Source organism: Streptomyces goshikiensis (assembly GCF_014650555.1).
GTDB lineage: Bacteria > Actinomycetota > Actinomycetes > Streptomycetales > Streptomycetaceae > Streptomyces > Streptomyces goshikiensis.
Genome location: NZ_BMVE01000006.1, coordinates 134952 through 161948, shown reverse-complemented (window position 1 = coordinate 161948; position 26997 = coordinate 134952). Strand labels below are relative to the sequence as shown.

Annotated in this window: 20 protein-coding genes, 3 tRNA genes and 1 pseudogene; 10 read left to right on the top strand and 14 right to left on the bottom strand. The window is 73.6% G+C overall.

Going from position 1 to position 26997, the window contains the following annotated elements:
- Nucleotides 1–6: 6 nt before the first annotated feature.
- The 7 genes and pseudogenes from IE248_RS19470 (at nt 7) to IE248_RS19440 (ending at nt 6132) form a co-directional block, all read left to right on the top strand.
- On the top strand, nt 7–870 hold the full coding sequence (locus IE248_RS19470) for a phosphatase PAP2 family protein (protein WP_100582588.1): 864 nt from the start codon (nt 7–9) through the stop codon (nt 868–870).
- The gene (locus IE248_RS19465; protein ID WP_229895407.1) at nt 797–1978 is read left to right on the top strand and encodes a hypothetical protein; all 1182 of its coding nucleotides are present in this window, start codon (nt 797–799) and stop codon (nt 1976–1978) included. Before IE248_RS19470 ends, IE248_RS19465 begins: the two co-directional genes overlap by 74 nt.
- Nucleotides 1966–3537, top strand: a complete 1572-nt coding sequence (locus IE248_RS19460; RefSeq protein ID WP_190031265.1) for a hypothetical protein — start codon at nt 1966–1968, stop codon at nt 3535–3537. The genes IE248_RS19465 and IE248_RS19460 overlap by 13 nt, the downstream gene beginning before the upstream one ends.
- Nucleotides 3534–4865 carry an AAA domain-containing protein gene (locus tag IE248_RS19455; protein WP_073799360.1) on the top strand — a complete coding sequence of 444 codons (1332 nt, stop codon included), beginning with the start codon at nt 3534–3536 and terminating at the stop codon, nt 4863–4865. The genes IE248_RS19460 and IE248_RS19455 overlap by 4 nt, the downstream gene beginning before the upstream one ends.
- 96 nt (nt 4866–4961) lie before the next feature.
- Nucleotides 4962–5309: a DUF8844 domain-containing protein gene (locus IE248_RS19450; RefSeq protein WP_037797628.1), complete on the top strand. Its 348-nt coding sequence runs from the start codon at nt 4962–4964 to the stop codon at nt 5307–5309.
- Between the two features lie 179 nt (nt 5310–5488).
- A pseudogene (locus IE248_RS19445) lies at nt 5489–6068 on the top strand (bifunctional DNA primase/polymerase).
- Nucleotides 6059–6132: transfer RNA gene (locus IE248_RS19440), tRNA-Lys, on the top strand. The pseudogene IE248_RS19445 and the gene IE248_RS19440 overlap by 10 nt, the downstream one beginning before the upstream one ends.
- Before the next feature lie 97 nt (nt 6133–6229).
- On the opposite strand, the gene IE248_RS19435 is transcribed toward IE248_RS19440, so the two are convergent.
- Complete coding sequence (locus tag IE248_RS19435; RefSeq protein WP_008743999.1) at nt 6230–7465, bottom strand: M6 family metalloprotease domain-containing protein; 1236 nt, start codon at nt 7463–7465, stop codon at nt 6230–6232.
- Nucleotides 7466–7819: 354 nt separating this feature from the next.
- On the opposite strand from IE248_RS19435, the gene IE248_RS19430 reads away from it, so the two are divergent.
- Nucleotides 7820–9691: a putative bifunctional diguanylate cyclase/phosphodiesterase gene (locus IE248_RS19430; protein WP_100582591.1), complete on the top strand. Its 1872-nt coding sequence runs from the start codon at nt 7820–7822 to the stop codon at nt 9689–9691.
- 113 nt (nt 9692–9804) lie between these two features.
- Here IE248_RS19430 and IE248_RS19425 read toward each other — a convergent pair whose 3' ends face one another.
- Entirely contained in the window at nt 9805–11499 is a 1695-nt protein-coding gene (locus IE248_RS19425) for a glycosyl hydrolase family 18 protein (protein ID WP_190031264.1), read from the bottom strand.
- Between the two features lie 253 nt (nt 11500–11752).
- On the bottom strand, nt 11753–12886 hold the full coding sequence (locus tag IE248_RS19420; protein ID WP_073799357.1) for an LLM class flavin-dependent oxidoreductase: 1134 nt from the start codon (nt 12884–12886) through the stop codon (nt 11753–11755).
- A gap of 240 nt (nt 12887–13126) precedes the next feature.
- Here IE248_RS19420 and IE248_RS19415 point away from each other — a divergent pair, with 240 nt between their 5' ends.
- Nucleotides 13127–13885, top strand: a complete 759-nt coding sequence (locus IE248_RS19415) for an IclR family transcriptional regulator (RefSeq protein ID WP_008743995.1) — start codon at nt 13127–13129, stop codon at nt 13883–13885.
- Nucleotides 13886–13981: 96 nt separating this feature from the next.
- On the opposite strand, the gene IE248_RS19410 is transcribed toward IE248_RS19415, so the two are convergent.
- The 6 genes from IE248_RS19410 to IE248_RS19385 form a co-directional block, all read right to left on the bottom strand.
- Nucleotides 13982–14055, bottom strand: a tRNA-Lys gene (locus IE248_RS19410).
- Nucleotides 14056–14131: 76 nt separating this feature from the next.
- Nucleotides 14132–14803: a hypothetical protein gene (locus IE248_RS19405; protein ID WP_190031263.1), complete on the bottom strand. Its 672-nt coding sequence runs from the start codon at nt 14801–14803 to the stop codon at nt 14132–14134.
- A gap of 68 nt (nt 14804–14871) precedes the next feature.
- A complete protein-coding gene (locus IE248_RS19400) occupies nt 14872–16542 on the bottom strand; it encodes an AMP-binding protein (protein WP_190031262.1) in 1671 nt (556 codons plus the stop codon).
- Nucleotides 16543–16568: 26 nt separating this feature from the next.
- Nucleotides 16569–17171 carry a lytic polysaccharide monooxygenase auxiliary activity family 9 protein gene (locus IE248_RS19395; RefSeq protein ID WP_073799505.1) on the bottom strand — a complete coding sequence of 201 codons (603 nt, stop codon included), beginning with the start codon at nt 17169–17171 and terminating at the stop codon, nt 16569–16571.
- A gap of 209 nt (nt 17172–17380) precedes the next feature.
- Nucleotides 17381–20134 carry an SPFH domain-containing protein gene (locus tag IE248_RS37435; RefSeq protein ID WP_229895406.1) on the bottom strand — a complete coding sequence of 918 codons (2754 nt, stop codon included), beginning with the start codon at nt 20132–20134 and terminating at the stop codon, nt 17381–17383.
- A gap of 11 nt (nt 20135–20145) precedes the next feature.
- The gene (locus tag IE248_RS19385; protein ID WP_073799503.1) at nt 20146–21474 is read right to left on the bottom strand and encodes a peptidoglycan-binding protein; all 1329 of its coding nucleotides are present in this window, start codon (nt 21472–21474) and stop codon (nt 20146–20148) included.
- Between the two features lie 226 nt (nt 21475–21700).
- Between IE248_RS19385 and IE248_RS19380 the strand changes: the two genes are divergently transcribed.
- Nucleotides 21701–21774 (top strand) — tRNA-Lys (locus IE248_RS19380).
- Between the two features lie 80 nt (nt 21775–21854).
- Here IE248_RS19380 and IE248_RS19375 read toward each other — a convergent pair.
- From IE248_RS19375 to IE248_RS19355, 5 genes are all read right to left on the bottom strand, one after another.
- Nucleotides 21855–22535 (bottom strand): class F sortase, encoded by a 681-nt coding sequence (locus tag IE248_RS19375; RefSeq protein ID WP_037797631.1) that lies wholly within the window; start codon nt 22533–22535, stop codon nt 21855–21857.
- Nucleotides 22536–22545: 10 nt separating this feature from the next.
- Nucleotides 22546–23247, bottom strand: a complete 702-nt coding sequence (locus IE248_RS19370; RefSeq protein ID WP_229895405.1) for a hypothetical protein — start codon at nt 23245–23247, stop codon at nt 22546–22548.
- Between the two features lie 104 nt (nt 23248–23351).
- Nucleotides 23352–24131 carry an HAD-IIA family hydrolase gene (locus tag IE248_RS19365; RefSeq protein WP_037797633.1) on the bottom strand — a complete coding sequence of 260 codons (780 nt, stop codon included), beginning with the start codon at nt 24129–24131 and terminating at the stop codon, nt 23352–23354.
- 127 nt (nt 24132–24258) lie between these two features.
- Nucleotides 24259–25797, bottom strand: coding sequence for an alkaline phosphatase family protein (locus IE248_RS19360; RefSeq protein ID WP_190031261.1), 1539 nt, complete (start codon nt 25795–25797; stop codon nt 24259–24261).
- Nucleotides 25798–25902: 105 nt separating this feature from the next.
- Complete coding sequence (locus tag IE248_RS19355; RefSeq protein WP_190031260.1) at nt 25903–26979, bottom strand: 2-aminoethylphosphonate ABC transporter substrate-binding protein; 1077 nt, start codon at nt 26977–26979, stop codon at nt 25903–25905.
- Between the last annotated feature and the right edge of the window lie 18 nt (nt 26980–26997).

Genomic DNA, 26997 nt, shown 5'->3' with positions numbered 1-26997 from the left:
CGGCGTATGACCAAACGGCAGCGGCCCACGCGATGGTGGGCAGAACTGCTGCTCCTGGGACTCGTCTACGCGGCGTACTCGGGCGGCAGACTCCTGGCCCGCGGGGACGTGGCCCTCGCCACGGACCACGGCCTCGCGATCCTGGACGTCGAGGGTCCGCTGGGCATCGACTTCGAGCGGCCGCTCAACCGGCTCTTCTCGGAGACGGGCTGGCTCGGCATACCCGCCGACTTCGTCTACGCCTCGATGCACTACCTCGTCACCCCGGCCGTCCTGCTCTGGATCTACCACCGGCGGCCCGCGCACTACCGGAGCGCCCGCACCTGGCTGGTGGCCTCCACCCTCCTCGGGCTCGTCGGCTTCAGCCTGATGCCCACCTGCCCGCCCCGGCTGCTCGACGCCGCGCACGGCTTCACGGACACGATGGCCCAGTACAGCTCCTACGGCTGGTGGGGCGCCGAGGCCAGCGCCCCGCGCGGGCTCGGGGCCCTCACCAACCAGTACGCGGCGATGCCGAGCCTGCACGTCGGCTGGGCCCTGTGGTGCGGGATCCTGCTGTGGACGCACGGCCGGCACCCGCTGGTGAAGGCGTTCGGCATCGCCTACCCCGCGATCACCACACTGGTGGTCATGGGCACCGCCAACCACTACTTCCTCGACGCGGCCGCCGGGGCGGCCGTGATGGGCCTCGGTTTCCTCCTCGCGCGCACCCCCCTGACCCGCGGTTTCGGCACGGGAGCTGCCGGTTTCCGCCGTAAGTCCACGATTGTCAGTGGCGGATGGGACACTTCCGCCCGTGAGCTCCTACCCGCCCAGCGGCCCTCCGCAGAACACACCGCAGACGACGACACTGCGGCAGCGGCTCGCTGACCTGCGCGGCCCCGCCGTGCCACCGCGCCCGCTCGACGCCCGGGCGCTGGCGGCGCTCGCCGCCAACCCCGGCTGTGGCAGACGCGCCCTGCTGGACGGCGCCGGAGTGGACAAGACCGCGCTCGCCGCGGCCCTCGGGTCGCCAGCCGCCTTCGGGCAGTCACAGTTCGCGATCATCCGCGGGAACTCCTTCGAGGCCAAGGTCAAGGGGGACGGCGGCGCCGAGCTGCTCCGGCTGGTCCACTCCCGGCTCGATGCCGGTACGGAACCGCCCGGGCCCGGGGCCCGCGTCCCCGACCTGACCGCCGCCGGGCCCGAGGGGCGCGCCGCCCGGACCGCGCTCGCGCTGCGCGAGGCGACCGCCGGGGCCGCCCGCGGCGGCTGGACCCTGCTGGACCACCCGATGCTGGCGCTGGAGGTGGCGGGCTCCCCCGCCTACCTGGAGCCGGACGCCGTCGTGGTGCATCCCGACGGCCGCTGGACCGTCGTGGAGATCAAGTCGTTCCCGATGATCGACGGGGCCGCCGACGCCGCGAAGGTGGGCGCCGCCGCCCGGCAGGCCGCCGTCTACGTCCTGGCCCTGGAGAAGACCGCCGAGAAGCTGGGCGGCGCCACCGTCGGCCACCGGATCCTGCTGGTCTGCCCCAAGGACTTCTCCAACCTGCCCACCGCCGCCGCCGTCGACATCCGCCGCGAGCACGCCGTGACCCGGCGCCAGCTGGAGCGGCTGACCCGGGTCGAGGAGCTCGCCGCGGCCCTGCCCGCGGGGCTCAGCTTCGACCCGGGGCGGCCCGCCGAGGAGCTCACCGAGGCCGTCTCCGCCGTGGACGCCGCCTACGCCCCCGAGTGCCTGGCCGCCTGCGAGCTGGCCTTCCACTGCCGGGAGCGGGCCCGCGCCGCCGACGAGGTGAGCGCCCTGGGCCGTTCCGTACGGGGCGAGCTGGGCGCGCTGACGACCGTCGGGGCCGCCCTCGCGGCGGCCGCCGGACGCGCCTCCTGCGAGGACCCGACCGCGGCCGCGCTGCACCGGGCGGCCCGGCTGCGCGCCGAGGCGCTGGAGCAGGCCCCCGCCCGGACCGCGCCGGAGGACGCCGCATGTCCCTGCTGACCACCCTGGCCCGGCTGGAGGCCGTCCGCGCGGGGCGCGCGCAGCCGCTGGCGACCGTACGGCACCGGCATCTGAGCGGGAATCCGCTGGTCTTCGTACCGCTGACGACGGCGGGCGAGGCCGGGGCGCCGCTCGGTGCGATGGTCGGGACGGACCCGAACGACCCGCGGATCCTCGTCATACCGCAGCCGCGCGACCGGGACCTGCGCTGGGACTTCCTGGCGGACCTGGCGCGACAGGTGATGCCCTACATCGACGCGTACGCCGATGCCGTCGAGCCGGCCGAGCGGACCGAGACCGACCCGGAGACGGGCAAGCGCGTCAAGGTCGAGGCCGAGCTGTGCGTGGACGCGCCGCAGCTGATCGTGCCGGGCCGGGCCGGGATCGAGTACGTCCGCCTGCTGGGACGGTCGATGCGCTTCCGCCGGACCGCCGAGGAGGACCCGGACAACCCGTACCCGGTGCCCACCCAGGTGCCGCTGCTGGGCCGCTGGTTCACGCACCTGGGCGAGCGCGCCCGGGTCCCGGGGTCCTCGATGCTGCTGGCGGCGACGGACCTGCTGTCCCGGCACTGGGCCACCGGCCAGAGCAACCTGGAGGACCAGCACCTGCGGGCCCTGCTGGAGTGGATCGACCCCGGCCAGGGGATGTCCGGCGCCGAGGCGGCGCTGCGCGCGGAGCTCGGCCGCGACGAGGCCGGCCAGCTGCTGGTCCCGCCCGCCGGTCCCGCGACCGACCCGGCCTTCGACAACAAGCTGCTGGCCCCGGCGATCGCGAGGTTCGACGCGGCGCGGGCGGGCGAGCCCCGCGACGGGGACGGGCCGCGGCTCGCCGAGCGGGAGATCCGGCGCCTGGTCGTGGACCAGATGACCGGCACCTGGTGGTCGGTGTGGCAGGCGCTGGAGCTGCTGCGCGGACTGCCGCCCGGGGAACGGGCCGAGGAGCGCTGGACCCGCGACCGCTGGTCGTACACCGGCCACCGGGACCGGGTCCGCGCGGGCGAGCCCCCGCAGCCGCGCCGCGACGACGCGGTGACGGCGGCGCAGAAGCTGGCGACGCGGGAGACCGAGCAGGTGCGCCTGGACGCCCAGGAGGCGCTGGACGACGCCCTGGTGATGGCGGGCCGGCGGTTCGCCGGCGAGGCCTTCGCCGGCGAGGTCACCGAGGTGGTCATGGAGTGGACGGAGTCGAAGCGGCCGAGCCCCCGCCCGCTGGTGACGGTGGCGACGGAGGACCGCCCGCAGCTGGAGGACGGCGCCGGCGGCAAGGTGTTCCGCTCGCTGGACGGGCGCCCGCAGGCCGCCGAGTTCGTGCGCTTCGAGGAGGACGGGCGGCTGGTGCTGCGGCTGCTCGACAAGATGGGCCGCGGCCGGGAGCCCGAGCCGGGCTCGGTGCCGGAGAAGGGCGACCGGGTGTGCTGGACGCTGTTCGAGCACGACGCGCGCGGCGGCCCGAAGCTGCCCGACCCGGAGCAGACCCCGTGGACGCACGGCGGGCCGCCCGGGCACCTGACCGGACCGGCCCTGCCCGACCCCGTGACCGCCGAGGACGTGCTGTGACCTCCTTCGACCCGGGGGCCGAGGCGGCCCGGGCGACCGCCGCGATCCTGCACGACACCCTGCACGGCACCGAGCGGGGCGTCGTCGTCGACTCCCCGCCCGGGGCCGGCAAGTCCACGCTCGTCGTCCGGGCGGCCCGGGAACTGGCCGCCGCGGGGCGCCGCCTGATGGTGGTGGCGCAGACCAACGCCCAGGTCGACGACCTGGTGCTGCGCCTCGCCGACAAGGACCCGGAGCTGAAGGTGGGCCGGCTGCACAGCAGCGACGGCGACGCCTACGACCCGGCGCTGCGCGAGCTGCCCTCGGTCACCCTGTCGGCGAAGCCGGCGGACCTCGCGGAGCTGCCGGTCACCATTTCCACCGCGGCGAAGTGGGCCTACGTCAAGGACGTGGAGCGGTGGGAGCACGCCATCGTGGACGAGGCGTACCAGATGCGCTCGGACGCGCTGCTGGCGGTGGCCGGGCTGTTCGACCGGGCGCTGTTCGTGGGCGACCCGGGACAGCTCGACCCGTTCAGCGTGGTCGGAGCGGAGCAGTGGGCGGGGCTGTCCTACGACCCGTCCGCCTCTGCGGTGTCCACGCTGCTGGCGCACAACCCCCGGCTGCCGCAGCACCGGCTGCCGGTGTCCTGGCGGCTCCCGGCCTCGGCGGCGCCGCTGGTCTCGCGGGCGTTCTACCCGTACACGCAGTTCCGCAGCGGTACGGGCCCGGGCGAGCGGCGGCTGTCGTACGGGGTCGCGGGCGACGGCTCGGGCCCGGACCGGGTGCTGGACGAGGCCGCGGAGTCGGGCTGGGGCCTGCTGGAGCTGCCCGCCCGGCACACCCCGCGCACCGATCCGGAGGCGGTACGGGCGGTGGCGCTGGTGGTGCGGCGCGCGCTGGACCGCGGGGCGGTGACCCGGGACGAGCAGAGCGAGGGCCCGGCCCCGCTGACGGCGGGCCGGATCGCCGTCGGCACCGCCCACCGCGACCAGGCGGCCGCGGTCCGCGCGGCGCTGGCCGCGCTGGGCGTCACCGGGGTCACGGTGGACACCGCGAACCGGCTCCAGGGGCGCGAGTACGACCTCACGGTGGTGCTGCACCCGCTGTCGGGCCGCCCCGACGCGACGGCGTTCCACCTGGAGACGGGCCGGCTGTGCGTCCTGGCCTCCCGGCACCGGCACGCCTGCGTGGTGGTGGCCCGGGCGGGCATAGCGGAGCTGCTGGACGACCACCCGTCGACGGAGCCGGTGCAGCTGGGCGTCACGGTGAAGTTCCCGGACGGCTGGGAGGCCAACCACTCGGTCCTCGCCCACCTGGCGGAACACCGGGTGCGCTGGAAGCCGTAGGCGGGGCGCACGCGCCCCCGCGGGCGCCCTGCCGTGCCCTTGCGCGGCGTTGGACAATGGACGGTGGCCCGAATCCGTACCAGCAGGAGGACACGCATGGCAGAGCCCGAGCGGACCGAGCGGAGGATGCGGCCCGCGCCGCTGCTCTTCGAGCCCTCGGAGGCCGCCCAGGATCCGGAGCACTTCTTCGACCTGGAGTCGATCGAGGACCCGGCGGAGCTGCTGGCGCGCGCGACGGAGCTGGCGCTGGCGTTCCGCGCCGCGGAGGACCGGGCCGTGGAGTTCCAGGCGGTGGCGGCGGCCCAGCTGGCGGATCCGCGGCGGTTCGACCGGCTCCCGCCCGCCGTGATCGCCGCGCGCGCGGAGTGGACCGAGGACTACGCGCGCCGGATGATCGAGTTCGGCGAGGACCTGCAGCGCGGCCCGTCCCCCGAGGCGCCGTAAGCCGGACGGCCCGGCGGCCCTGCGACTCGGCGGCCCCGGCGGCTCGGCGGCCCTGCGGAGTACGTGACGCGTGACACATCTGGCATATGCGGCGCGCAACATACTCCACCCCGGGGGCCGCCGTCCCGGATTTGCGTAACTCCGAGGAACCGCTGCGCTACGGGCGGTACATCTGGCATATGACGACCTTGACCGGCTGCCCCGCCCTCGACGTCCGGCCCAGTGCCCCCGCGACGGACGTCACCCCGTCCGGCGCCGCGTGGCTCGCCTCCGCCTCCGCCCACCCGCGCACCACCCTCGCGCTGTGGCAGGCCCGGCCCGCCGCGGCCGCCGCCCTGCCCTGCGGGACCGCCTTCGACGTCGTCAACGTCCCGCTCGTGCTCGGCCGCCGGATGCTCGACCTGCTCTGGTCCGAGGGGCCCGGTTCCGGTCCGGCCGCCGTGCACCGCGGCCGGCTGCTGCTCTTCGCCGCCCCCGGCGTGGCACACCGGCTGCCCGCCCTGCTGGCGTGGGAGGAGTGGGCGTCTCCGGTCGCGGCCCCGCTCTGTCACGGAGCCGGCGACGCCGTCACCGTCCCACCCCTGGCGGCGGGCCCCGGCCCGTCCCGCTGGCTGGTGGCGCCCGACAGCCGGACGCCGTGGCTGCCGGGCCCGGAGGCGCTGCTCTGGGCGTTCGTGCGCGCCGCCCGAGCTGCGGATATCGATTTTTCCTTCCGCCGGTCCTGATGCTAATGTCTTCCTCGTCAGCAAGCGCCGCTAGCTCAGTTGGTTAGAGCAGCTGACTCTTAATCAGCGGGTCCGGGGTTCGAGTCCCTGGCGGCGCACAGACGGAAGAAGCCCCCGCAGCGAAAGCTGCGGGGGCTTCTTCGTTGCGCCGGCGGCCGGCGCCACCAGGCGACCGCCGGACGACTGGCCGGACCTCTAGGTCGTGATCTTGACCGTGTACGCGCCGGACTGGGTCCGGTCGGCCACCTCGATGGTGATCCGCTCGCCCGGCACCGTGAACGTCTCCCCCACCTCCAGCGGCGCGTCCGCCAGCGGCGGGTACACCGAACGGTCCCAGCAGGCCTCGGAGTTCGGATGCGCGTCCAGCACCTCGATCGGGCCGCCGCCGGAGGCCGCCCCGTTGCGGACCCGGTAGACGAGGACCCCCTCCGTACAGGTGTCCCCGTCGTTGCCGGCGGAGCCCCGCGCCTCGATGGCGATCGCGCTCCCGGCGCCGGTACGGACCACCGCGAGCCGGGTCCCGCCGGTGCCGCCGGGCGGCGGGGCCTCGGCGAGCGGCTGGAGGGTGTGCAGCGAGGAGCCCGACTGCACGCAGTCCACCTGCGAGGCGTCCAGCCAGCCCAGCTTCCACTTGTGCCAGGCGAACAGGTCCGGGGACATCCCGAACTGGCTCCCCATGACGTCCCAGTCTCCGACGTAGGTGTCCCAGTCGCCCTTGCCGTCGCTGGGCCGGTGGTAGAGGTCGGGCAGGTCGAAGACGTGCCCCGTCTCGTGCGCCAGTACGTTCCGGTCCGGCGGGTGCTGCTCGAAGACGGTGACGATCCGCCGCAGCTCGGTTCCGTCGGCGACGAGGGGCCGGTCGAAGTTGACGACCTTCGTGGCGTCGGAGTCCACCCCGGGCGCGTCCGGGTCGGCGACGAAGTACACGACGTCGTACTTGCTGAAGTCCACCTCCGGGTCGGCGCTCGCGACGGCGTCCCGGAGGTAGGCCGCCCGCTTCTCGGGGGCCCAGTCGCGCTGTATCCCGTACGCGGCCGACGGCTTGGGCATCCGGATCCAGTGCTCCTGCGGGTGCGGGACCAGCCGGAACCGCCCGTAGGAGGCCCGCTCGAAGAAGTTGCTGGTGGCGGGGAAGTAGTCGCGGGTCAGCTCCCCGGGCGTGAGGGTGGTCCGGTGGTCGGGGAAGGACAGGAACACCATGACGGCGTTGAGGGTGCGTTCGGGCTTGGGGTAGGCGGCGTTCCAGGTGTCCAGGCCCAGCGAGTGGTGCGCGCTGGTGCGGCTCAGCGCGCAGGGTCCGGACCCGGGGACGGCCACCGCGGGTCCCGCGACGAGCGACATCGCGGCGAGGGCCGCCAGGGACGTCAACCCCGCCGCCGCGCTTCGCAGGCGGGAGCGGTCCACTCCCCCGGGTGTCTGCTGTCGCGGCACATCGACCTCCGGTGGTGGATTGGTACCTTTCTAGCCACCTTGAGGCGATTGTCTGATTAATGCCCTGTTCCGCTGCCCCACACGAGTGAGCGATACGGCAAGTCGGTGACCCCCGGGATTCACGCGGCACCTACAGAACGTCACGACCGATCACACGAGATCAGGCGAGATCAGACGAGGTCCACGGGTGCTCACAGCCGCGCAGAAACGATCGCCCGCCGGCGGGCCGCCGAGACGTCATCGCGGCGAAGTGCCGCGCCCCGCGCGGCGACGCCGCTGGATAGGGCCGTCCGGTGCCTCTATGATCGGCACACTTTCCTGCACGGACACTCACGAGCACTGCGGGAGCCAACGGTGAGCGGAACCTCAGAGGGAACCGGTTCGGCGGCCGACAGCATCCGATCGGCCACTACGGAGCGTCACCCCGCGGTGCCGGCGACGGCACCTTCGTCCCGGGCGGAGTCCGAACGGCGCGACTACCGGGCCGCCTTCAACGCGGCCCACCTCGCGATGGCCGTCGTCGACCGGGGCGGCCACGTCGTCGCCGCCAACGACGCCCTCGCCGCCCTGCTCGGCACCGAGCCGCACGCGCTCGTCGAGCAGCACGCCGCCGACCTGGTGGACCTGGCGGCGGAGGCCCGGACCTGGCAGGCGTACCAGGAGGTGCTGCGCGGCCGGCAGGCCCGGCTGCGGTGCACGCGGCGGCTCAAGCACCCCGACGGGCACTCGCTGTGGACCGAGGTCACCCTCGGGCCGGTGCCGGGCACGAGCGAAGTCCTGCTGTCGGTCGCCGACATCAGCGACCGGCGCGACCTCCAGGCCCGGCTGCGGCACCTCCAGATGCACGACCCGGTCACCCGGCTGCCCAACCGGACGCTGTTCTTCGAGCGGCTCTCCGCCGCCCTGGAGCACTCCTCGTACGAGCAGGGCGGCACGGGCCGGATCGGGCTGTGCTACCTCGACCTCGACGGGTTCAAGGCCGTCAACGACACCCTGGGGCACCGGGTCGGCGACCGGCTGCTGACCGCCGTGGCGGCCCGGCTGACCCAGTGCGCCGACCAGTCCGGGTACGGGCGCACCGGCGGGCACCTGGTGGCGCGGCTCGGCGGGGACGAGTTCGCCCTGCTGGTCGAGGACTCCACCGGCACCGAGCAGCTCGCGGACCTGGCGCGGAGCGCGCTGGCCGCCGTACAGGAGCCGTTCGACCTGGCCGGGCAGCGGCTGTCGGTGTCCGCGTCGATCGGGGTGGTGGAGCGGGCCTCGGCGGACACCTCGGCGACCGCGCTGATGCAGGCCGCGGACACCACCCTGTACTGGGCGAAGGCGGACGGGAAGGCCCGCTGGACCCTCTTCGACCCGGAGCGCAACGCGCACCGCATGACGCGCCAGGCGCTCAGCTCGACGCTGCGGCCGGCCGTGGAGCGCGGTGAGTTCGCGCTGGAGTACCAGCCGCTGGTGGACCTGGAGAGCGGCGCGGTGCGCGGCGTGGAGGCGCTGGTGCGCTGGAACCACCCGCAGTTCGGCACGCTGACGCCGAATCGGTTCATCGGGATCGCCGAGGAGGACGGGTCCATCGTCCAGCTGGGCCGCTGGGTGCTGCGGACGGCCTGCCGGCAGGCCCGGCGCTGGCAGATCGAGCAGCCCAGCGACGCCCCGGTGTTCGTCTCCGTGAACGTCGCGGTGCGCCAGGTGTGGGACTCGGACCTGGTGGGCGACGTCGCGGAGATCCTGGCCGAGACGGGGCTGGCCCCGCAGCTGTTGCAGCTGGAGCTGACCGAGTCGGCCGTGATGGGCTCGGCGGGGCGGCCGTTGCAGGCCCTCCAGGCGCTGAGCGACATGGGCGTGCGGATCGCGATCGACGATTTCGGGACCGGGTACTCGAACCTGGCCTACCTGAGCCGGCTGCCGGTCTCTGTGCTGAAGCTGGACGGCTCGTTCGTGCGCGGCTTCCGTTACGACGACGGCGCGCACCCGAATCCGGCCGACGAGACCATCGTGGAGGCGCTGGTCCAGCTCGCGCACCGGCTGGGGCTGACGGTGACGGCGGAGTGCGTGGAGACCGTCGGCCAGGCGGCCCGGCTGCGGCGGGTCGGCTGCGACACCGGCCAGGGGTGGCTGTACTCCCGCGCGGTGGCCCCGGACGTGATCGCCCGCATGATCGGCCGCCAGGCCGCGTCCGCGGCGTCCCCGGAACAGGACGGCCCCGCCCCGCACCCCCTCGTCTGACCGGGCCGGCCGGCCGCCTTCCCTGGACTCACCTCCGCTTGACGCACCTCCGCCCCGCACCCGGGAACGCGGGGTGCGGGGCGGAGGACCGCTCGGCGCGGGGTGGGGGGAGATCAGCAGGCGCCGAGGTCCTTCCAGACACCCCATTCACCCGTGGTGCCCGGCGCCTCGTTCTGCGTCCACCACTGGGCCTTCCACTTGTGGCCGTTGTGGGAGACCTCCTGGCCGCCGGTGTAGACGGTGCCCGCGGCGTACGCCGCGACCGAGCCGCAGCCGGTGGTCGGCGGGGTCGTCGGAGGCGTGGTGGGCGGAGTGGTCGGAGGCGTCGTGGGCGGGGTGGTGGGCGGGACCGTGGTTCCGCCGAGAGCGTCCGAGATCTGGTTCAGCAGCGTGGTGTTGTTGTCCAGGCCGAGCAGCGAGTACATCATCGCGCCGGCGAGGCCGCGCTGCTTGCCGTAGTCGACGCGGGCCTGGACGGACTTCTGGTTGAGGCCGGTGAAGAACTCGCCGTCCTTGTAGAAGTACGAGGCCTTCGCCTGGTCGTCCCAGAAGGTGGTCGCCGGGTTGTCGACGATCCCGCCGAGCTCCTTGTAGTTCGCGATGCCGGCCTGCTGGCTGGTGGGCCGGGCGGCGGAGGGGCCGGTCGCCGTCTGGGCGAGGCCGTGGGTGGTCCCGGCGGGGACGCCCTTCCAGCCGCGGTAGTAGAACTCGTAGCCCAGGGTCAGCTTGCCGGCGGGGAAGCCGCCCGCGATCCCGTAGGCCGGGTTGCCGTCGATCCAGGAGTCGATGGCGTTCTTGACGCCGTACTTCTGGGTGCCCGGCGCGATCGGGTCGGTCGGGTCGGCGGCCGAGTTGTCCAGCGGGGACTGGTGGTACGTCGGCCCGTCGCCGTCCCAGGCGCCGTGCATGTCGTAGGTCATGATGTTCGCGTAGTCGAGGTACGAACCGATCTTGTCCGTCTCGATGTACTTGATCTTGTCCTGGCCGGCCGGGAGCGCCGCGGTCAGCAGGTACTTCTTCCCGCCGTTGGCCGCGCCGTAGGCGTCGAGCTGCTCGCGGAACTCCTTGAGCAGGAGCGTGAAGTTCTGCTTGTCCTCGGGGGCGTAGTGGTTGCCCAGGTGGCCGCCGGCGGAGCCGGGGTACTCCCAGTCGATGTCGATGCCGTCGAAGATCCCGGCCGCCGTGCCCGCGCCGCCGAAGCCGCCCTCGACCGGCAGGTTGCCCTTGATGTACTGGTCGATGCAGGAGGACACGAGCTTCTTGCGGGAGGCGTCGGTCTTCGCCGCGTCGCTGAAGTACTTGGAGTACGTCCAGCCGCCGATCGATATGTTGATCTTCAGGTGCGGGTACTTCGCCTTCAGCTGCTTGAACTGGTTGAAGACGCCCACGATCGGCTGGTCCCACTTGTCGGCGACCCCGCTGACGCTGTCCGCCGCGCCGTAGGACTTCTGGTAGTCGGCGTACGAATCGCCCGCGCCGTCACCGGCGTTGGGGTTGTTGTCGTCGCCCGCCGCCTTGTTCGCCTCGAAACAGGTGAGGTTGGTGGGGTGGATGTTGCCGAACGAGTAGTTGATGACGTCCAGCTTGCCCGCGATGCCGCGGGTGTCGAGGTGCTTGGGATAGAAGGCGTTCCCGTACACGCTCCACTGGTCGTAGTAGGCGATCCGGACACCGCCCGGGGTCGCGGCGGTCGCGGTGGTCGAGGAGCCGGCGGCCGCCGCCGTGCCGAGTCCCGCGAAGGAGGCCAGCGCTCCGGCTGCCAGCGCGACCGTGGCGGCGGCCGCGATGAGGGGTTTACGGATGTGCATGAACTGACTCCGTGGGGGTGGGAGGGGAAGCGAGAGGTCAGGTGGGAGAAGTGATAGCGATCACCCCGCGCCCGAGTCAATGGTTTGGACCAAAGAAGGACTAGACCACTCCCGCGCCAAATCCCCTCGTCAGAGACATGAGCGCACATCAGAAACCGCCCGCCACCCCGGGTGACGAGCGGTTTAAGGGTGCCTTTAGGCACCTCCGCGCAAGGTTTCGGCAACAAACCAGCCAAACCCCGTTCGCAATCGATCAGCCGCGCCCGGCCGGGAGTTCCGTCATCCCGTACGCATCTGCGATGAGCTCGTACGAGCGCACCCGGGCGGCCCCTGCGTGCGCGCCGGCGGTGAGCATCAGCTCGTCGGCTCCCGTCAGCTTCGCCAGCTCGTCGAGCCGGCCGCGGACCTCCTCGGCGGTGCCGTGGGGGATGTGCGCGAGCCAGCCCTCGGTGAACTCCCGCTCCGCCGGGGAGAACGCGTACGCCGCCGCCTCCTCGGGCGTCGGGACCAGGCGCGGCCGGCCGGTGCGCACCAGGAGCGCCGACAGCGCGCCCGCCCGGGCCTGGGCGCGGGCCTCCGCCTCGGTGTCGGCCGCGAGCGCGGCGACCCCGATCACCGCGTACGGGGCGTCCAGGGCGGCCGAGGGCCGGAAGGACTGCCGGTAGAGGTCGAGCGCGGGCAGCGTCCCGGCCGGCGAGAAGTGGTGGGCGTACGCGAAGGGCAGGCCGAGCTCGCCGGCCAGCCGGGCGCTGTACCCGGAGGAGCCGAGCAGCCACAGCGGCGGCCGCCCGGTGAGGCCCTGCGCGGGCCCGGGTATGGCGTGCACGCGGGAGTACGGGTGCCCGTCGGGGAAGTCGTCGTCGAGGAAGCGGGTGAGCTCCGAGAGCCGGCGCGGGAACTCCTCCGCGGCCTCGTCCAGGCGCCCGGGCCCGCGCAGCGCGGCGGCGGTGCGCCCGTCGGTGCCGGGTGCGCGGCCGAGCCCGAGGTCGATCCGGCCCGGGGCCAGGGCCTCCAGGGTGCCGAACTGCTCGGCGATGGCGAGCGGGGCGTGGTTGGGCAGCATGACCCCGCCCGAGCCGAGCCGGATGCGGGAGGTGTGGGCGGCGAGGTGGGCCAGGATCACGGCCGGGGAGGAGCTGGCCACCCCGGGCATGGAGTGGTGTTCGGCGACCCAGTGGCGCGTGTAGCCCCGGGACTCGGCGAGCCGGGCGATCTCGACGCTGGTGCGCAGGGCGGCGTGGGCGGTGCTGCCGGCGCCGACGGTGACGAGGTCCAGCACGGACAGCGGCACCGGAGCGCGGCCGCGGGCGGTTCCCCGGACCGGGTGGGCCTGTCCCGCCGGCCCCTCGTCGCCCGCGTCCCGACCGGCGTCCCTGGTGTCACTCATCGTCGCTCCCGTCCCTTTCGGTGTGTCCGTACGAAGAAGTCGAACCATGGGACAGCGCCGGGCATTCCCGGCGTATTCCGGGAATCCGGACCGTGACAATGCCTGCGGCATATGCCAGGCGGGTAGCGCCTGACGGAGGGACGTGATTGAGCCATCAAACTCCTCAACAGGCGCTCCACACCGGCCCCTTGATGGCTATCGTGGTAAGGCAAGCGGTAACAACCTGGTAGGGGGAAAACCGTGGCGCTGAAGCCCGAGCCGACCGCGCCGTTCCACTCGGTGCAGTACGCCCTTCGCGTACTCGAAACGATCGCCCGCCACACCGGCGGCGTGACCAACGCGCAGATCGCGCGCGAGACGGGACTGCCCGCGGTCCACCTCACCCCGATGCTGCTGATGCTGCGCCGCGAGGGGTACGTGCTCCAGGTCTCGGACGGCGCGTACGCCATAGGGGACTCCCTGGTGCTGCTGGGTTCGGGGATCGACCGGCAGCAGGCGCTCCAGGACAAGCTCCAGGAAACCCTGGACCGGCTGCGGGACTCCGTCGGCGCGGCGGTCTACATCAGCCGGTACGTGGACGGCGAGGTCAAGATCACGCAGTTCGCGGACAGCCCCCGCACCCCGAAGGTGCACGAGTGGGTCGACTTCCGCTCGGCGGCGCACGCCAGCGCGGTCGGCAAGTGCCTGCTGACCCAGCTCGACCAGAACGGCCGGCGCGACCACCTCTCCCGCCACAAGATCGCGCGGCTCACGTCGAAGACGATCGTGAACGAGCGGATCCTGTTCTCGAAGCTGGACGCCCAGCCGGCCACGGTCCCGGTGCTCGACCTCCAGGAGTACGCGGTGGGCACGGTCTGCGCGGCGGTGCCGATCACGGCGGGGGCCTCAGTGGGCTGCCTGGCGCTGTCGATGCCGGTCGAGCACGCGCACCGGCTGCGGGCCGCGGCGGACGCGCTGAACCGGAAGGCCGCGCCGCTGCTGCTGTCGCTCACGCTCTGAGTGCCCTGAGGGACTCCGAGGGCTCCGGGGGCGCGGTACGCCCCGGAAAACACTTCGGGCGGTTCCCGGTGAACCGGAAACCGCCCGAAGGACAGGTGCGCCGCCAGGGACTCGAACCCCGGACCCGCTGATTAAGAGTCAGCTGCTCTAACCAACTGAGCTAGCGGCGCCTGCTGACAGAGAAAATACTACCCGGTCCCGAGGAGTGCTCAAAACCAGTACTCCCCGGGCCGGGCGGGGGCGCGGTCACCAGGTGGTGACCACCCTGGTGTCCCCCTCGGTGCGCACGCCGACCGTGCCGGTGTCCCCGTAGACCTCGTGCCGCCACGCGCCGAACACCGCCGCGATCCGGCGGGCGTCCTCACCCACGCCCTTGCCGACGTTCTCGGTGGTGAAGGTCACCCAGGCCTCGGCGGTCTTCGCCGTCTTGCGGACCCGGACCTCCGTGACCCCCTCGCGGGGGATCCAGCTGTCGTCATCGTTGGTGCGGTGCGCGGCGTAGTACGCGTTGAAGTCGCGGGTCATGTCGTACCAGCCGGCCACGACGGCGCAGGGGGCCGCCGCGGTGCCGTCGGTGGGGAGGTCCGGGCCGCCGGTGTCCTCCTCCGTGGGGACGTCGGGCGTGCCGGTGTCCTCTTCCGTGGGGATGTTCGGGGTGCCGGTGTCCTCTTCGGTCGGGATGTTCGGCGTGCCCGTGTCCTCTTCGGTCGGGATGTTCGGCGTGCCGGTGTCCTCCTCCGTCGGGATGTTCGGCGTGCCGGTGTCCTCCTCGGTCGGCAGGTTCGGGGTGCAGGTCGGCGAGGCCGGGGCCGCGCCGGACGGGGCCGCCGACCGGCCCGCCACGGAGGTGCCGCAGGCCGCCAGGAGTAAGCAGCACAGGCCCGTCGTGGCCACCCGTGCGGTCGTGGAAAGGGTCACGGAAACAATTGTCATGCTCATCCCCCCGTTTCCCCGTGAAGAGGGGCATCGGGCCCCGGGGGTTCCCGTCAGCGGTCCAGAAGCTCGGCCCGGCCCTGCGCCTCGTACGCCGCGAGGAGCTCCGCCAGCGCCTGCGGGTCCAGCGGGCGGTAGCCGTCGGCACCCGGCGGGGACCACCAGACCGGGTCCGGGGCGGCACGGAAACCGGCCTTGCGCAGGCCGACCCGGTGGACCTTGTTCGTGGCCGTGGTCGGCATCGCGCCGACGATCCGGACGTAGCGCGGGGACATCTTCGTCCCGAGGTCCGGCTGCGCGGCGAGGAACGCGGCGAAGGCCTCCGGGTCGAAGACGGCGCCCTCCCGCAGGGCGAGCGCGGCCATCACCTGGTCGCCCGCCACCTCGTCGGGCACCGCGTACACGGCGACCGCCGCCGCGTCGGACCAGCGGGCCAGGATGTTCTCGATCACCGCCGCGGCCAGGTTCTCGCTGTCGACCCGGAGCCGGTCGTCGGTGCGGCCCGCGAAGTAGAGGAACCCGGCGGGGTCGCGGAAGAAGAGGTCCCCCGTCCAGTACCAGCCGTCGCGGGTACGGGCGGCCTCCGCGTCGGGATTGCGCCAGTAGCCCTCGAAGAGGCTGCGGCCCCGGTTGACCAGCTCCCCGATGGCCTCGTCCCCGTTGGCCAGGCGGCCCCGGTCGTCGAGGACGGCCGGCGGGCACTCCGCGCCCGTGCCGGGGTCGATCACCGCCAGGTCGTCCCCGGTGCCCGCCCGGCCCAGGGCGCCGGGCGGGGTGTCCGGCGTACGCACGACCGAGGCGCCGCCCTCGGTGGCCCCGTACCCCTCCACCAGCCGGACCCCGAACCGCTCGGCGAAGCGGGCCGCGTCCACCGCGCCGGCCTCGGTGCCGAAGCCGAGGCGCAGGGTGTGCTCGCGGTCGTCGGGGCGGGGCTCGGTGGCCAGGAGGTACTGGACGGCCCGGCCGACGTAGGTGAAGTACGTGGCCCCGAAGGCCCGTACGTCGTCCAGGAAGGCGGTGGCCGAGAAGCGGCGGCGCAGCGCCACCGGGGCGCCTGCGACGAGGGCCGGGAGCCAGTCGGCGATGACGGCGTTGCCGTGGAAGAGCGGCATGCAGATGTAGTGGACGTCCTGCGGGGTGACCGCGAACTGGCGGGCCAGGGAGTCCCCCGCGGCGGCGAGCCGGCCCTGGGTGCAGATGGCGGCCTTGGGGGCGCCGGTGGAGCCGGAGGTGAAGTAGAGGAGCAGCCGGGAGCCCGGGCCCGGGGGTGCGACGGTCGCCTCGCCGGGCTTGGCGGCCGCGTACGGGGCGAGGAGGGCCTCGTACTCCTCGGTGCCGGTCACGAGGATCCGTACGCCGGGCAGGTCGAGGCCGCGCAGCAGCGGCAGGTGGGCGCGCTCGGTGACCAGGATCCGGCAGTCGGTGTGCAGGATGTCGCGGGCCAGCTCGGGGCCGCGCCGGGTCGGGTTGATCCCGGCGACGGCGGCCCCGGCGAGGGCCGCCGCGCCGAGCCAGAACGGGAACTCCGGGGTGTTGTCGAGCAGCACCCCGAGGTGCGGCTCGGCCCCCGGCGGCAGGAGGTCGACGAGCAGCGCGGCGCGCGCGGCCGCTTCCTGGGCGGTCCGGTGCCGGCTGAGGACGGTGTCCTCGCTCTTCAGACCGGGCCGGTGGTCGCCCCATTGGCGCGCGATGAGCTCCGCGACGGTTTCGGGTGTCGTCCGCATGCCGCCGGAGGGTAATTGACGTTGCGTCAGAACTGAACGTCGGAGCAGGAGTAGAAGGCCATCGGGGTGTCGTTGACGGTCCAGACGGCGAGGATCATGTGCCGGCCGGTCTTCCCGCCGGGCATGACGCCCTGGTGGACGGTCGTCATGGCCGGGCGGGCGCCGTTGTAGGCGACCGTCAGGAAGGGCTGCGGGTCGAGGGAGGCGCGGGTGAGCGGCCGGGTGGGGTCCCAGCCGTTCTTCGTGACGTAGTACTTGAAGTCGGTGGTGGAGTGGTTGGCGGTGAACTGCCAGCGGAAGCCGTAGCTCTGCCCGCTGGTCACCTTGGTGGTGGGCCAGGTGCCGCCGCGCGGGTCGTCGAGCTGCGCGAACTCACTGTGCCCGCCGGAACAGATGGCGCCGTCGGCGGGGCCGGCGGCGGGGAAGCCCTTGAAGCCCTCGACGCTCTGCGGCTCCCACTGGATGGGGCCGCAGTCGAGGACGGTCTTGTTGGCGCAGAGCTTCTGGCGGCTGATGGGGGTGTCGGTGTAGCCGTGGCTGCTGGCGCTGGGGGCGCCGAGGAGGCCGACGCCGGCGACGATGCAGGCGCCGAGCGCGAGGGCGCCGGCTCGCCGGGGGAATCTGGGCATGCGGACGGTACGCATGGTGCTCCTTGGACGTGGGGGGGTGCGGGGGGGGCGCGCGCAGGGGGATGGGTGCCAGGTCTAGACCAAGTACCACAGTATTGACGGGAGTTGGCCGTGTCTAGACCAATGCGAGAACGGGTGGTCCGGTCGGTCCCGGCCACCCGTTCGTCCGCTCGCGGCGCTCCCGCGTGCCGCGCTCGCGCCCGCCGGCCCTACTCGGGGCGGCCCGTGTAGAAGGCGACGGTGAGGTCCTTCACCAGGGCCTTGCGCTCGTAGTCGTCCAGCTCCACGAGCCCGCGCGAGGTCAGCCGGTGCACGGTGTCGTCCACCGCGTCCACGACCGAGGTCAGCACGGCGTCCCGGTGCTTGGCGTCGATCGCCGCGACCCGGCGGCGGCGCATCGCCTCCGCGACCTCGGGCGCGTACTCGATGCGGGTCGGCTGCGCCGAGTACACCTCGATCCCCACCGCCTCCGTCTCGGCGGCCAGCAACCTGGTCAGCGCGTCGCCGACGGCCTCGGCGTCGCGCAGGGTCGGGGCGTCCTCGTGGAAGGCGTCGGCCGGGAGCCGGGACAGGACCCGGGCCATGGCCGATTCCACCTGCTCGGCGAGGTACTCGGTGTGGTCCTCGACGGCGAGCGTGGCCCGGGCGGTGTCCTTCACCTGCCAGACGACCTGCACGACGGCCCGCAGGGCGAGACCGCCGGCGTCCACGGCCGGCATGGGGTCGCTGCGCCAGTGGCGCAGCCGGACGTCCACGCGGCGGCGCAGCAGGAGGGGGCTGACCCAGGTGAGCCCGGTACGCCGGACCGTGCCGCGGTAGCGGCCGAACAGGGTGAGCACCCAGGCGTGACCGGCCCTGGCGCGGCCGAGACCGCCGAGGGCGACCAGCGCGACGACACCGAGGAAGGCGAGCGGGGGCCAGTGCGTGACGCGGAGCCCCTGGTAGGCGCGGGGCGTCGCCCCGAAGGCCGCGACGACGACGGCCGGGACGACGCCGGCCCGCCAGAGCACGGCCGCGCAGCCGGTGAGGGCGAGGGCGCCGACGAACACGGCCACCCAGCCGGGCAGCACGGGCCCGCGGTGCTCCCGGAGCCGGTCGTCCCCGCGGGGGACGCGGCGGCCGGCGTCGGCACGCGGGCGCGCCGGCGCGGCGGGCCGGGGGGGTACGGGCGGCCGCGGCTGCGGCTGCGCCCGGAACGGGAGGCGTACGGGCACCTCCGCGACCCCGGCCCCACGGCCGGCCCGGAGCCGGCTCCCGTCCCGGCCGTCCGCCGCCTCCGGGTCCCTGATCCCCCGGGCCACGGCCCGCGCGACCAGGTCGACGACCCCGGGCCCGGGCGCGTCGACCCGGGCGGCCGGTACGTCACCCCGCCCCGGCCGCGCCTCATCCCCGCCCCGCGTATGCGGCACGCCCACCGCCGCCCCGGCCCCCGCCCCCTCCGACACCCCGGCCTCGACCCCGGCCGCCGACCCGTCCGACACCCCGGCCTCGACCCCGGAGGCCGACCGGTCCGACACCCCGACCTCGGCCCGAACCTCCGCCCCGGGGACCGGGACACCAGCCCGGCCGCCCGGCACGACTGCCTCGCCCCGCCCGCCGGGCCCGCCCTCGGCCGGAACCTCCGACAGACCGACCTCCACCCCGGAAACCGGAACATCGGCCCGGCCGCCCGGTACAGCGGCCTCGGCCCACCGCCCGGAACCGGTCTCGGCCCGAACCTCCGCCGCGGGGGCCGGGACACCCGCTCGGGCATCCGGCACGGTGGCTTCCACCGCGGGGGCCGGGACAGCGGGCTCCGGCCCATGGCCGGGACCGGCCTCGTCCAGGGGCTCCGGGCCGCCCACCGGGGCCAACTGCCCCGGAAGGGAAGCCCGGGGCGCTTCCTCAGCCCACCGGCCGTGGCCGTGCTCCGCCTCCGGCCCGCCGACGTCGGTCGGCTGCGCCGGGCGGGACGCCTGGGCCTCCGGCACGTCGGCCTCGGCACGGGCGTCCGGCCGTCGGTCGGAATCGGCCTCGGCTGCGGGTGCCCGGCGGGCGTGGCCGGGGTCGGCCTCCGCCACCGGGTGCCCGCCTCGGACGTCCCCGGCCGTACCCCATCCGGCCGAGCCGTGCTCGGCCTCCGGGCCGCCGACGGCGGCCAGTCGCGCCGGGCGGGGCGCGGCAGCCTCGGTCCACGATCCGGCACCCGACCCGGGCGCGGCCGTCGGGGCAGGGACCTCGCCCCGGACTTCCGCCGGCTGCGCCGGGTGGGGCCGCATCGTGCCGGCCTCCGCCCAGTGCTCCGGGTGGGAGGCCGGAGCCTGCCCCGCAGGAGTCCAGGAGCCGGTGCCGGGCTCGGCCGCCTCGACGGAGTCCGGGTGCTCGCCCCCAACAGCGGGCAGCGGGGCCGGGCCCGACTCGGGCGCCACCGCCGGAGCGGGGATCTCACCCAAGGCTCCCGCCGCGGACAGCGGAACAGCGGCATCCGTCCACGGGTCGGGCGCCGCCGCCGGAGCGGGGATCTCACCCAGGGCTCCCGCCGCGGACAGCGGAACGGCGGCGGCGGTCCACGGGTCGGGCGCCGCCGCCGGAGGCGGGACCTCGGACCGGGCGTCCCGCGCCGCGGACTCCGCCCAGTGGCCGGGGGCGGCCTCCGGGGCCGGGTGGCCGCCACGGGGCTCGGCCCACGGGGCAGGGGGCTCACACCGGGGTTCCGGCGCGGCGGAGCACGCCGCAGGCGACAGCGCGGCGGAGTCGGGCTCCGGCGCGGGCCCGGGCACCGGCGCCGCGGGCCGGGCGTCGGCGGCCGCCGGTACCGCCACAGGCCCGGGCACGGGCACGGCGGCGGCCGCGTCGACCCAGCGTCCGGGGCGGGGGGCCGGCGACGGCGGGAGGGTGCCCACCTCCTGCCAGCGGCCCGGGCGGGAGACGCGTGGCGGGACGGCGAAGGTTCCCGTCGCGAACGTGGTGCGGGTGGGGTACATGGTTGCCTCCGTCATGCGAACAGCCGGCGCCAGGTTTCCGGGCCCGGATAGCCGTCGGCCTCGGCGCCGCGCCAGCCCTGCGCGCGCTGGAACGCCTCGACGGCACGGCGGTCGGCCTCGCTCCAGCGCGAATCCGGGCCGGACGTGTAGTACTTGCCGAAGCCCTTCTGCGCCAGCCGGCGGCCGAGGGCGGTGATGGCCGCGTGGGACGCGCCCGGGCGGAAGACCGCCGCGCCCGGGTAGGCCCGTACCCCGCCCGGACCGGCCGCGCCGCCGGCCGTCGGGCGGATGTCGTTGCCCGTCTTCTCCACCAGCAGCCGCCAGGTGTGCGCGCCCGGGATCCCGTCCGCGTCCGCGCCCGTCCAGCCCTGCGCCTGCTGGAACGCCTGAGTGGCCAGCTTGTCCGCGTCGCTCCACTTGGCGTGCGCGCCCTTGGGGTAGAAGCGGAGCCCGCCCCGGTCGATCAGCATCTTGCCGAGCTGCCTGACGTACTCGTTGTTCGTGCCCGGCCCGAACTTCGCGACGCCCGGGAACACCGTCGAGGTGCCCGGCTTCGCGCCCCCGGCCGGGTCGTCGGGAACGATGCCTCCCGTGACCCCGTTGAACCGGTACGGCAGGTACTTCGTCGCGTTGGTCCAGTACCCGTACGGCGTAGCCAGCTTGCGGGTGTTCGGCCGGGTCTGCTCGTAGGCGATGTAGTGCGTCTGCGTCTCGTCGACCCAGCCGCCGAAGATGACGACGTGCGAGCCGTTGGTGGGGTCCGAGGGGTTGTGGAACAGCAGCATGTCCCCCGGCAGCAGCTCCGCCTTGGTGATCTTCGTGGCGAACGTGTCGAGGCTGCCGGTCCACTCGTTCGAACCGAGGTTCCAGGCCATCGAGACGTAGCCCGAGCAGTCCTGCCGGTAGCCGTCCGTCCAGTACTCGGACATGCTGTACGGGACCTCCGCGTCCAGCCACAGCTTCGCCCGGTTGATGATCGTCGCCCGGTCGATCCGCTTCACGGTGGCGGGCGCCCCGGGTGCCCCGGGCACACCGCCCGGCTTGCCCTTGGGCCCGTGCAGCGGAGCCCGGCCGCCCTGCGGGGTGCCGGGGGCGTCCTGCTCGACCGGGCCGGGGGTCGGGACCGGGCCGGCCGTCGCGAGCGCGACTCCGCCCCCGCTGAGGACCACTCCGGCGGCGGTGGCGAGCACCAGCGCCCGGCGGGCACCGCGCGCGGCCGGGTGGCCGCCGTCCCGGAGCGGTATGGCCCGCGCGCGGGCGAGGGTGCGACGGCGCTGCGCACACCCCGGGCACACGCAGTCGCCGGCGGGCTCGTACTCCTGGAAGACCGGCACAGGCATGGGCATCGGCGTCTGCACATGCGTCGGAGGCTGCATCGTCATGCGGTTCCGTCCACTCCCCTGCTCGTCCATTGATCGGCCTGCACGAATCTGGCGGGGCATCAGATTCCGCTCAGCCAGACATATCGTGCACGATAATCCCCTCAAACATGGGTTAATCGGACAAGGTCGGCGTGGCTGGTCACGAGCACCTCCGCAGGTGGGGTAGAGTTTTCCCTGTCAGCAAGCGCCGCTAGCTCAGTTGGTTAGAGCAGCTGACTCTTAATCAGCGGGTCCGGGGTTCGAGTCCCTGGCGGCGCACAGACGGAGGAAGCCCCTCGCAGCGAAAGCTGCGAGGGGCTTCTTCGTTTTCCCGGCGTGCCCGCCGTCCCGCCGTCCCGTCATGCCGTTGCTCCGGTCCGGGCCCCCTCCCCCGTCAGGTACGCCGAGACCACCACGTTCGCCGAGTACTGCTTGGCCGCCTTGTCGTACGTTCCGCCGCAGGTCACCAGCCGTAGCTCGGCCCGGCCGGGCACCCGTGGCCCGTACGCCTTGTGGGGGTCGAAGCCGGCACGCTCGTAGACCTGGACGTCCTCGACGGTGAACTCGGCGACGGTCCCGTCCGCGCGCACCACCCGTACCGAGTCGCCCGGTTTGGCGGAGCTCAGCCCGTAGAAGACGGCCGGCTTGGAGGCGGTGTCCACGTGGCCGACCAGCAGCGCGGTCCCGGCCGTGCCGGGCTGGGCGCCGCCGCCCCACCAGCCCACCGTGCCCGGCCGGTCGTACGGGGGCGGGTCGATCGCTCCGTCCTTGTCCAGGCCCCGGGAGACCACCGGGGCCTGGATGCCTATGGAGGGCATGTCGACACGGGCGGGCGGGGCCGCGCCGAGCGGGGTGTGCGCCGCGGGCAGCCGCAGGCCGGGCGCGCCGGCGACCGCGCCGCCGCCCAGGCCGGGGAGCGGGGCGGGGACCCCGGTGATCTCCCGGCCCCACAGCCACAGGCCCAGGACCAGCACCGACCAGGCGGCGAAGGTCAGCAGCTTCGCGCCGCCGCTGGACCGCGGCTCGCCGGAGGCCGTCACCGGCCGGCCCTCACTCGCCGCTGCGGCGCCGGCGCAGGGTGAGCGCCCGGCCCGCGACCGCGAGCGTGGCAGCGGCGGCCAGGGCGGCGCCGATCAGCGTGTGCGGCAGGCCCGGGGCGCCTTCTCCGTGGTGCTTCTTCGCCGCCGCGGCCTCGGCCGGCGGGGCCGGCGGCGCGGCGAGCTCGGCGGCCATCCCGCCGCCGCCCGCGTGGACCGGCCAGACGGGCGTGTGGTGCGGGTAGGGGCGGGACGGTTCCTGGCGGTGGTGGCTGATCTGGATCGAGCCGCGCACGGCGCCTTCCCTGCCGTCGCACTTCACCCGGATGTCGTGCCAGCCCGGCTCGGCGCGGGAGCTGATCAAGGCGTCGCCGGTGAGCCCGCGACCGCCGTCACGGCCACCGTCACGACCACCGTCCCTGCCTCCGTCATGACCTCCGCCCCTGCCGCCATCGCGGCCGCCATCGCGGCCACCGTCGCGGCCGGTCAGGTTGACGTCCGCCACGAACACGGCGGACTTGGCCGACGCCCAGTGGCCGCTACAGCCATGAACGCGCAGCGTGACCCGCGCCCCCGGCTCCGCCGGGTTCGGGTCTACCGAGACGCTGCCGCGGTCGTCTTCACCGGCGAGGGCGACGGGCGCGGTCACGGCGGAGACGGCCGTCAGGGCGACGGCCACCCCGACGGCACGGAGAGCGATGAGAGCACTGCGCATGGTGAACCTCCTCAACAAGGAGCCTCACGCGCGGCGCGCCGCTCCGCATCCGGAGCGGCGCGCGCTTGGCCCGTACGTGTCGGAAGGCCGGACGGGCCGGAAGGTCAGACCAGATCGACGAGGTCCGCGATCGAGTCCACCGTCCTGGTCGGCCGGTACGGGAACTTCTCGGTGTCGGCGACCGAGGTCAGGCCGGTCAGCACGAGGAACGTCTGCATGCCCGCCTCCAGTCCGGCGAGCACGTCGGTGTCCATCCGGTCGCCGATCATGGCGCTGCTCTCGGAGTGCGCGCCGATGGCGTTCAGCCCGGTCCGCATCATCAGCGGGTTGGGCTTGCCGGCGAAGTACGGCTGCTTGCCGGTCGCCTTGGTGATCAGCGCGGCGACGGCGCCGGTGGCCGGGAGCGGGCCCTCGGTGGAGGGGCCGGTCTCGTCGGGGTTGGTGCAGATGAAGCGGGCGCCGCCGTTGATCAGACGGACGGCCTTCGTCATCGCCTCGAAGCTGTACGTCCGGGTCTCGCCCAGGACCACGTAGTCGGGCTCGTGGTCGGTCAGGATGTAGCCGATGTCGTGCAGGGCGGTGGTCAGTCCGGCCTCGCCGATGACGTACGCGGTGCCGCCCGGGCGCTGGTCGTCGAGGAACTTGGCGGTGGCGAGCGCCGAGGTCCAGATGTTCTCGACGGGGACGTCGAGGCCCATCCGGTGGAGGCGCGCCTGGAGGTCGCGCGGGGTGTAGATCGAGTTGTTGGTCAGCACCAGGAAGGGCTTGCCGGACTCGCGCAGCCGCTTGATGAAGGCATCCGCGCCGGGGATGGGGGTGCCCTCGTGGATGAGGACCCCGTCCATGTCGGTGAGCCAGGATTCGATCGGCTTGCGCTCTGCCACTGGACTGTTCTCCGCTCTTGGTGGTCGGGCCCCTGACCCGCGACCTGTGACCTGTGGTCTTTGCCACCCTAGCGGGGCCGGGCTGTGGACGCGGAGGGCGTCCACAGCCCGGACCACGAGACGCCGGTCAGCCGAGGCGGACGTTGTCGACGGCCCAGAACCAGTTGTTGTTCCCGCTGTAGCGGAAGCGGATCTGGACGTCGGTGGCGCCGGCCGGGACCTGGAGGGTCAGGGCCTCGCTCTTGGCGAGCGCGTCGGCGGTGTAGGTCTTGACGACGGCCGGTGCGCCGCCGTCGTACGAGACCAGGACCTGGGCGGTCTGGCCCGCCTCGTGGCGGTAGTGCGACTGGTAGGCCAGCGTCTTCGTGCCCCCGCCGGTCACCGGCCACTTGGGCGTGACCAGGGTGGAGTCGAAGGTGCCGGTGTGGCTCTTGTCGTCCCACTCGTCGGAGTCGGCGACGGCGAAGACGTCACGGGAGCGGACGTTCAGCTCGCGCCACTGGTCGCGCTGCGACTGGCTCCAGAACTCGTCGGTCGCGAAGGCCCAGCCGGCCCACTCGGTGACGCCGCCGGTGCCCATCTTCGTGTTGTCCACGGCCCAGCCGGCCGGCGGGGTGTGCGTGAAGCCCTTGACGCCCGCCGGGATTCCCGTCTCGTCCACGCGCGCCCGGAGGTTCGGGCGCACGGTGTCGAACGGGTCGTTGTCGTCCGGCGCGTTCACCGGGACGCCGTCGATGGCGGAGCCGGGGTTGACGCCGACCTGGGCGAGCGCGGTCGCGGCGACATCGGTGAGCTTGACGTCTTCGCGTACCGAACCGGCGGGAATGCCGGCGCCCTTGGCGATGACGAAGGTGCCGCGCTCCTGGAGGGTGGAGCCGCCGTGGCCGCCGGCGTCGGTGTGGCCGTGGTCGGTGGTGACCAGGATCTTCCAGTTCTCCTGGGCGTACGTCGGGCGGTTCTGGACGGCGGTGAGCAGCTGGCCGACCAGGGCGTCGACGCGGCCGATGGCGTCGAGGTACTGCTGGCTGGCGGCGCCGTAGGAGTGTCCGGCGGAGTCGACCTGGCCGAGGTAGACGAAGGAGGCGTCCGGGTTCTGGTCCCGCAGTTCGGCGGCGGCCGCGGTGGCGATCTTCGGGTCCTCGGCGCCGTAGCCGTCGCGGTCGCCCTTGAGGCTGAGGCGCTTGTCGACCTTGGCGGAGAAGATCGGGCCGTTCTGATCGGTGGAGGTGATGGGCTCCCAGTCGGCGGCCGCGTAGGTGTTGAGGGACGGCTTGGCGTTCTCGGCGCGGGTCAGGAAGTCCGGGTGGGCCGTGTAGTTCTTGCCGGTGAAGGAGTTGTCCTTCACGCCGTGCTTGTCGGGCCAGACGCCGGTGGCGATGGTGGACCAGCCGGGGCCCGAGGAGGTGGCGGCCATCGGGTTCGCGTACAGGGTGCTCTTCGCGGTCAGCCCCTGGGCCATCAGGCCCTTCAGGTTGGGGGCGTTGGCGGCCTTGACGCGGTCGAGGACCACGCCGTCCAGGCCGATGACGAGGACCTTGTCGGTGCCGGCAGCGGCCGCGGTGGTGGTGGCGGCGCCGGCGGCGGTCTGGGTGGCGAGTGCGGTGGCGAGCAGGGCCGTGGCGGTGGCGGTCACGGCGAGGGCGCGTCCTGACAGGACAGTGGGCACGTACTCCTCCGGGAGTAATCGTGGGAAGGCGCGAGGGCGGTCTTCGGTCCATACCCGTTATGCGAGTGTCACTGTCGCGGCCGAGGGTGGCCGCGGGGTTAAGGGTCAGCTGCCGGTCGCGGACTTCCACGCGTCGACGTAGGCGGTGAGGTTCTTGTCGATGTCGGCCCAGTCGGGCTCGAAGATCTCGACACCGGTCATCAGCTTGGTGAGTTCGACGGCGTTGGCATCGGTCGGCTTGACGTCGGAGCGCGCCGGGAAGCCGCCGCCGACCTCGCTGACCAGCTTCTGGGCGTCCTCGCCGAGCAGGTAGTCGAGGAGCTTCTTGCCGTTCTCGGTGTGCGGGGCCTTGTCGACCAGGCCGGCGGCGTACGGGAGGGCGAAGCTGGTGGGCTTGCCGCCGTCCTTGGCGGGGAACCAGATGCCCAGGTTCGGCATGGACTTGGACTGCGCGAAGTTCATCTGGACGTCGCCGTTGGCGACGAGCAGCTCGCCCTTGTCGGTCTTCGGCGCGAGCTTGCTGGTGGACGAGGACGGGCCGACGTTGTTGACCTGGAGCTTCTTCAGGTACTCCATCGCCGGCTCCTTGCCGCCGAAGTCGTGCATCGCCTTGATGAGCACGGCGGTGCCGTCGCCCGCGACGCCCGGGGTGGAGTACTGGAGCTTGCCCTTGAACCTGCCGTCCAGCAGCTCCTCCCAGGTCTTGGGGGCCTCGGGGAGCTCCTTCTTGTTGTGGACGAAGCCGAAGTAGTTGTTGACGACCGAGGTCCACTTGCCGTCGGTGGCCTTGTCGCCGCCCTTGACCTGGTCCGAGCCCTGCGGCTTGTAGGCCTGGAGCAGCCCCTTGCCGTCGGCCTGCTGGATGAACGGCGGCAGCGTGATCAGCACGTCGGCCTGGGTGTTGCTCTTCTCGCGCACGGCACGCTGCACCATCTCGCCGGAGCCGCCCTCGACGTACTTGACCTCTATGCCGGTCTTCTTGATGAAGGCGGCGAAGACCTTGTCGTACCAGCCGTCGCCCTTGTCGCCCTTGAGGCCGTCGGCGCTGTAGACGGTGACGACCTTCTCGGCGCCCTTGGAGTCGGCGGCGTTGGAGGAGCCGCCGCAGGCGGTGAGGCCGGTGGTGAGGGCGAGGCAGCCGGTGACGGCGGCCGTGAGGCGCGGGTACTTGTTGCTCGGCATGGAACTTCCTTACGGGGA

Coding starts and splice junctions, on each gene's coding strand:
- IE248_RS19470 (WP_100582588.1), top strand. CDS start 7: ATGACCAAACGGCAGCGGCCCACGCGATGGTGGGCAGAACTGCTGCTC.
- IE248_RS19460 (WP_190031265.1), top strand. CDS start 1,966: ATGTCCCTGCTGACCACCCTGGCCCGGCTGGAGGCCGTCCGCGCGGGG.
- IE248_RS19450 (WP_037797628.1), top strand. CDS start 4,962: ATGGCAGAGCCCGAGCGGACCGAGCGGAGGATGCGGCCCGCGCCGCTG.
- IE248_RS19425 (WP_190031264.1), bottom strand. CDS start 11,499: ATGCACATCCGTAAACCCCTCATCGCGGCCGCCGCCACGGTCGCGCTG.
- IE248_RS19420 (WP_073799357.1), bottom strand. CDS start 12,886: ATGAGTGACACCAGGGACGCCGGTCGGGACGCGGGCGACGAGGGGCCG.
- IE248_RS19400 (WP_190031262.1), bottom strand. CDS start 16,542: ATGCGGACGACACCCGAAACCGTCGCGGAGCTCATCGCGCGCCAATGG.
- IE248_RS19395 (WP_073799505.1), bottom strand. CDS start 17,171: ATGCCCAGATTCCCCCGGCGAGCCGGCGCCCTCGCGCTCGGCGCCTGC.
- IE248_RS37435 (WP_229895406.1), bottom strand. CDS start 20,134: ATGTACCCCACCCGCACCACGTTCGCGACGGGAACCTTCGCCGTCCCG.
- IE248_RS19385 (WP_073799503.1), bottom strand. CDS start 21,474: ATGCCTGTGCCGGTCTTCCAGGAGTACGAGCCCGCCGGCGACTGCGTG.
- IE248_RS19370 (WP_229895405.1), bottom strand. CDS start 23,247: ATGCGCAGTGCTCTCATCGCTCTCCGTGCCGTCGGGGTGGCCGTCGCC.
- IE248_RS19355 (WP_190031260.1), bottom strand. CDS start 26,979: ATGCCGAGCAACAAGTACCCGCGCCTCACGGCCGCCGTCACCGGCTGC.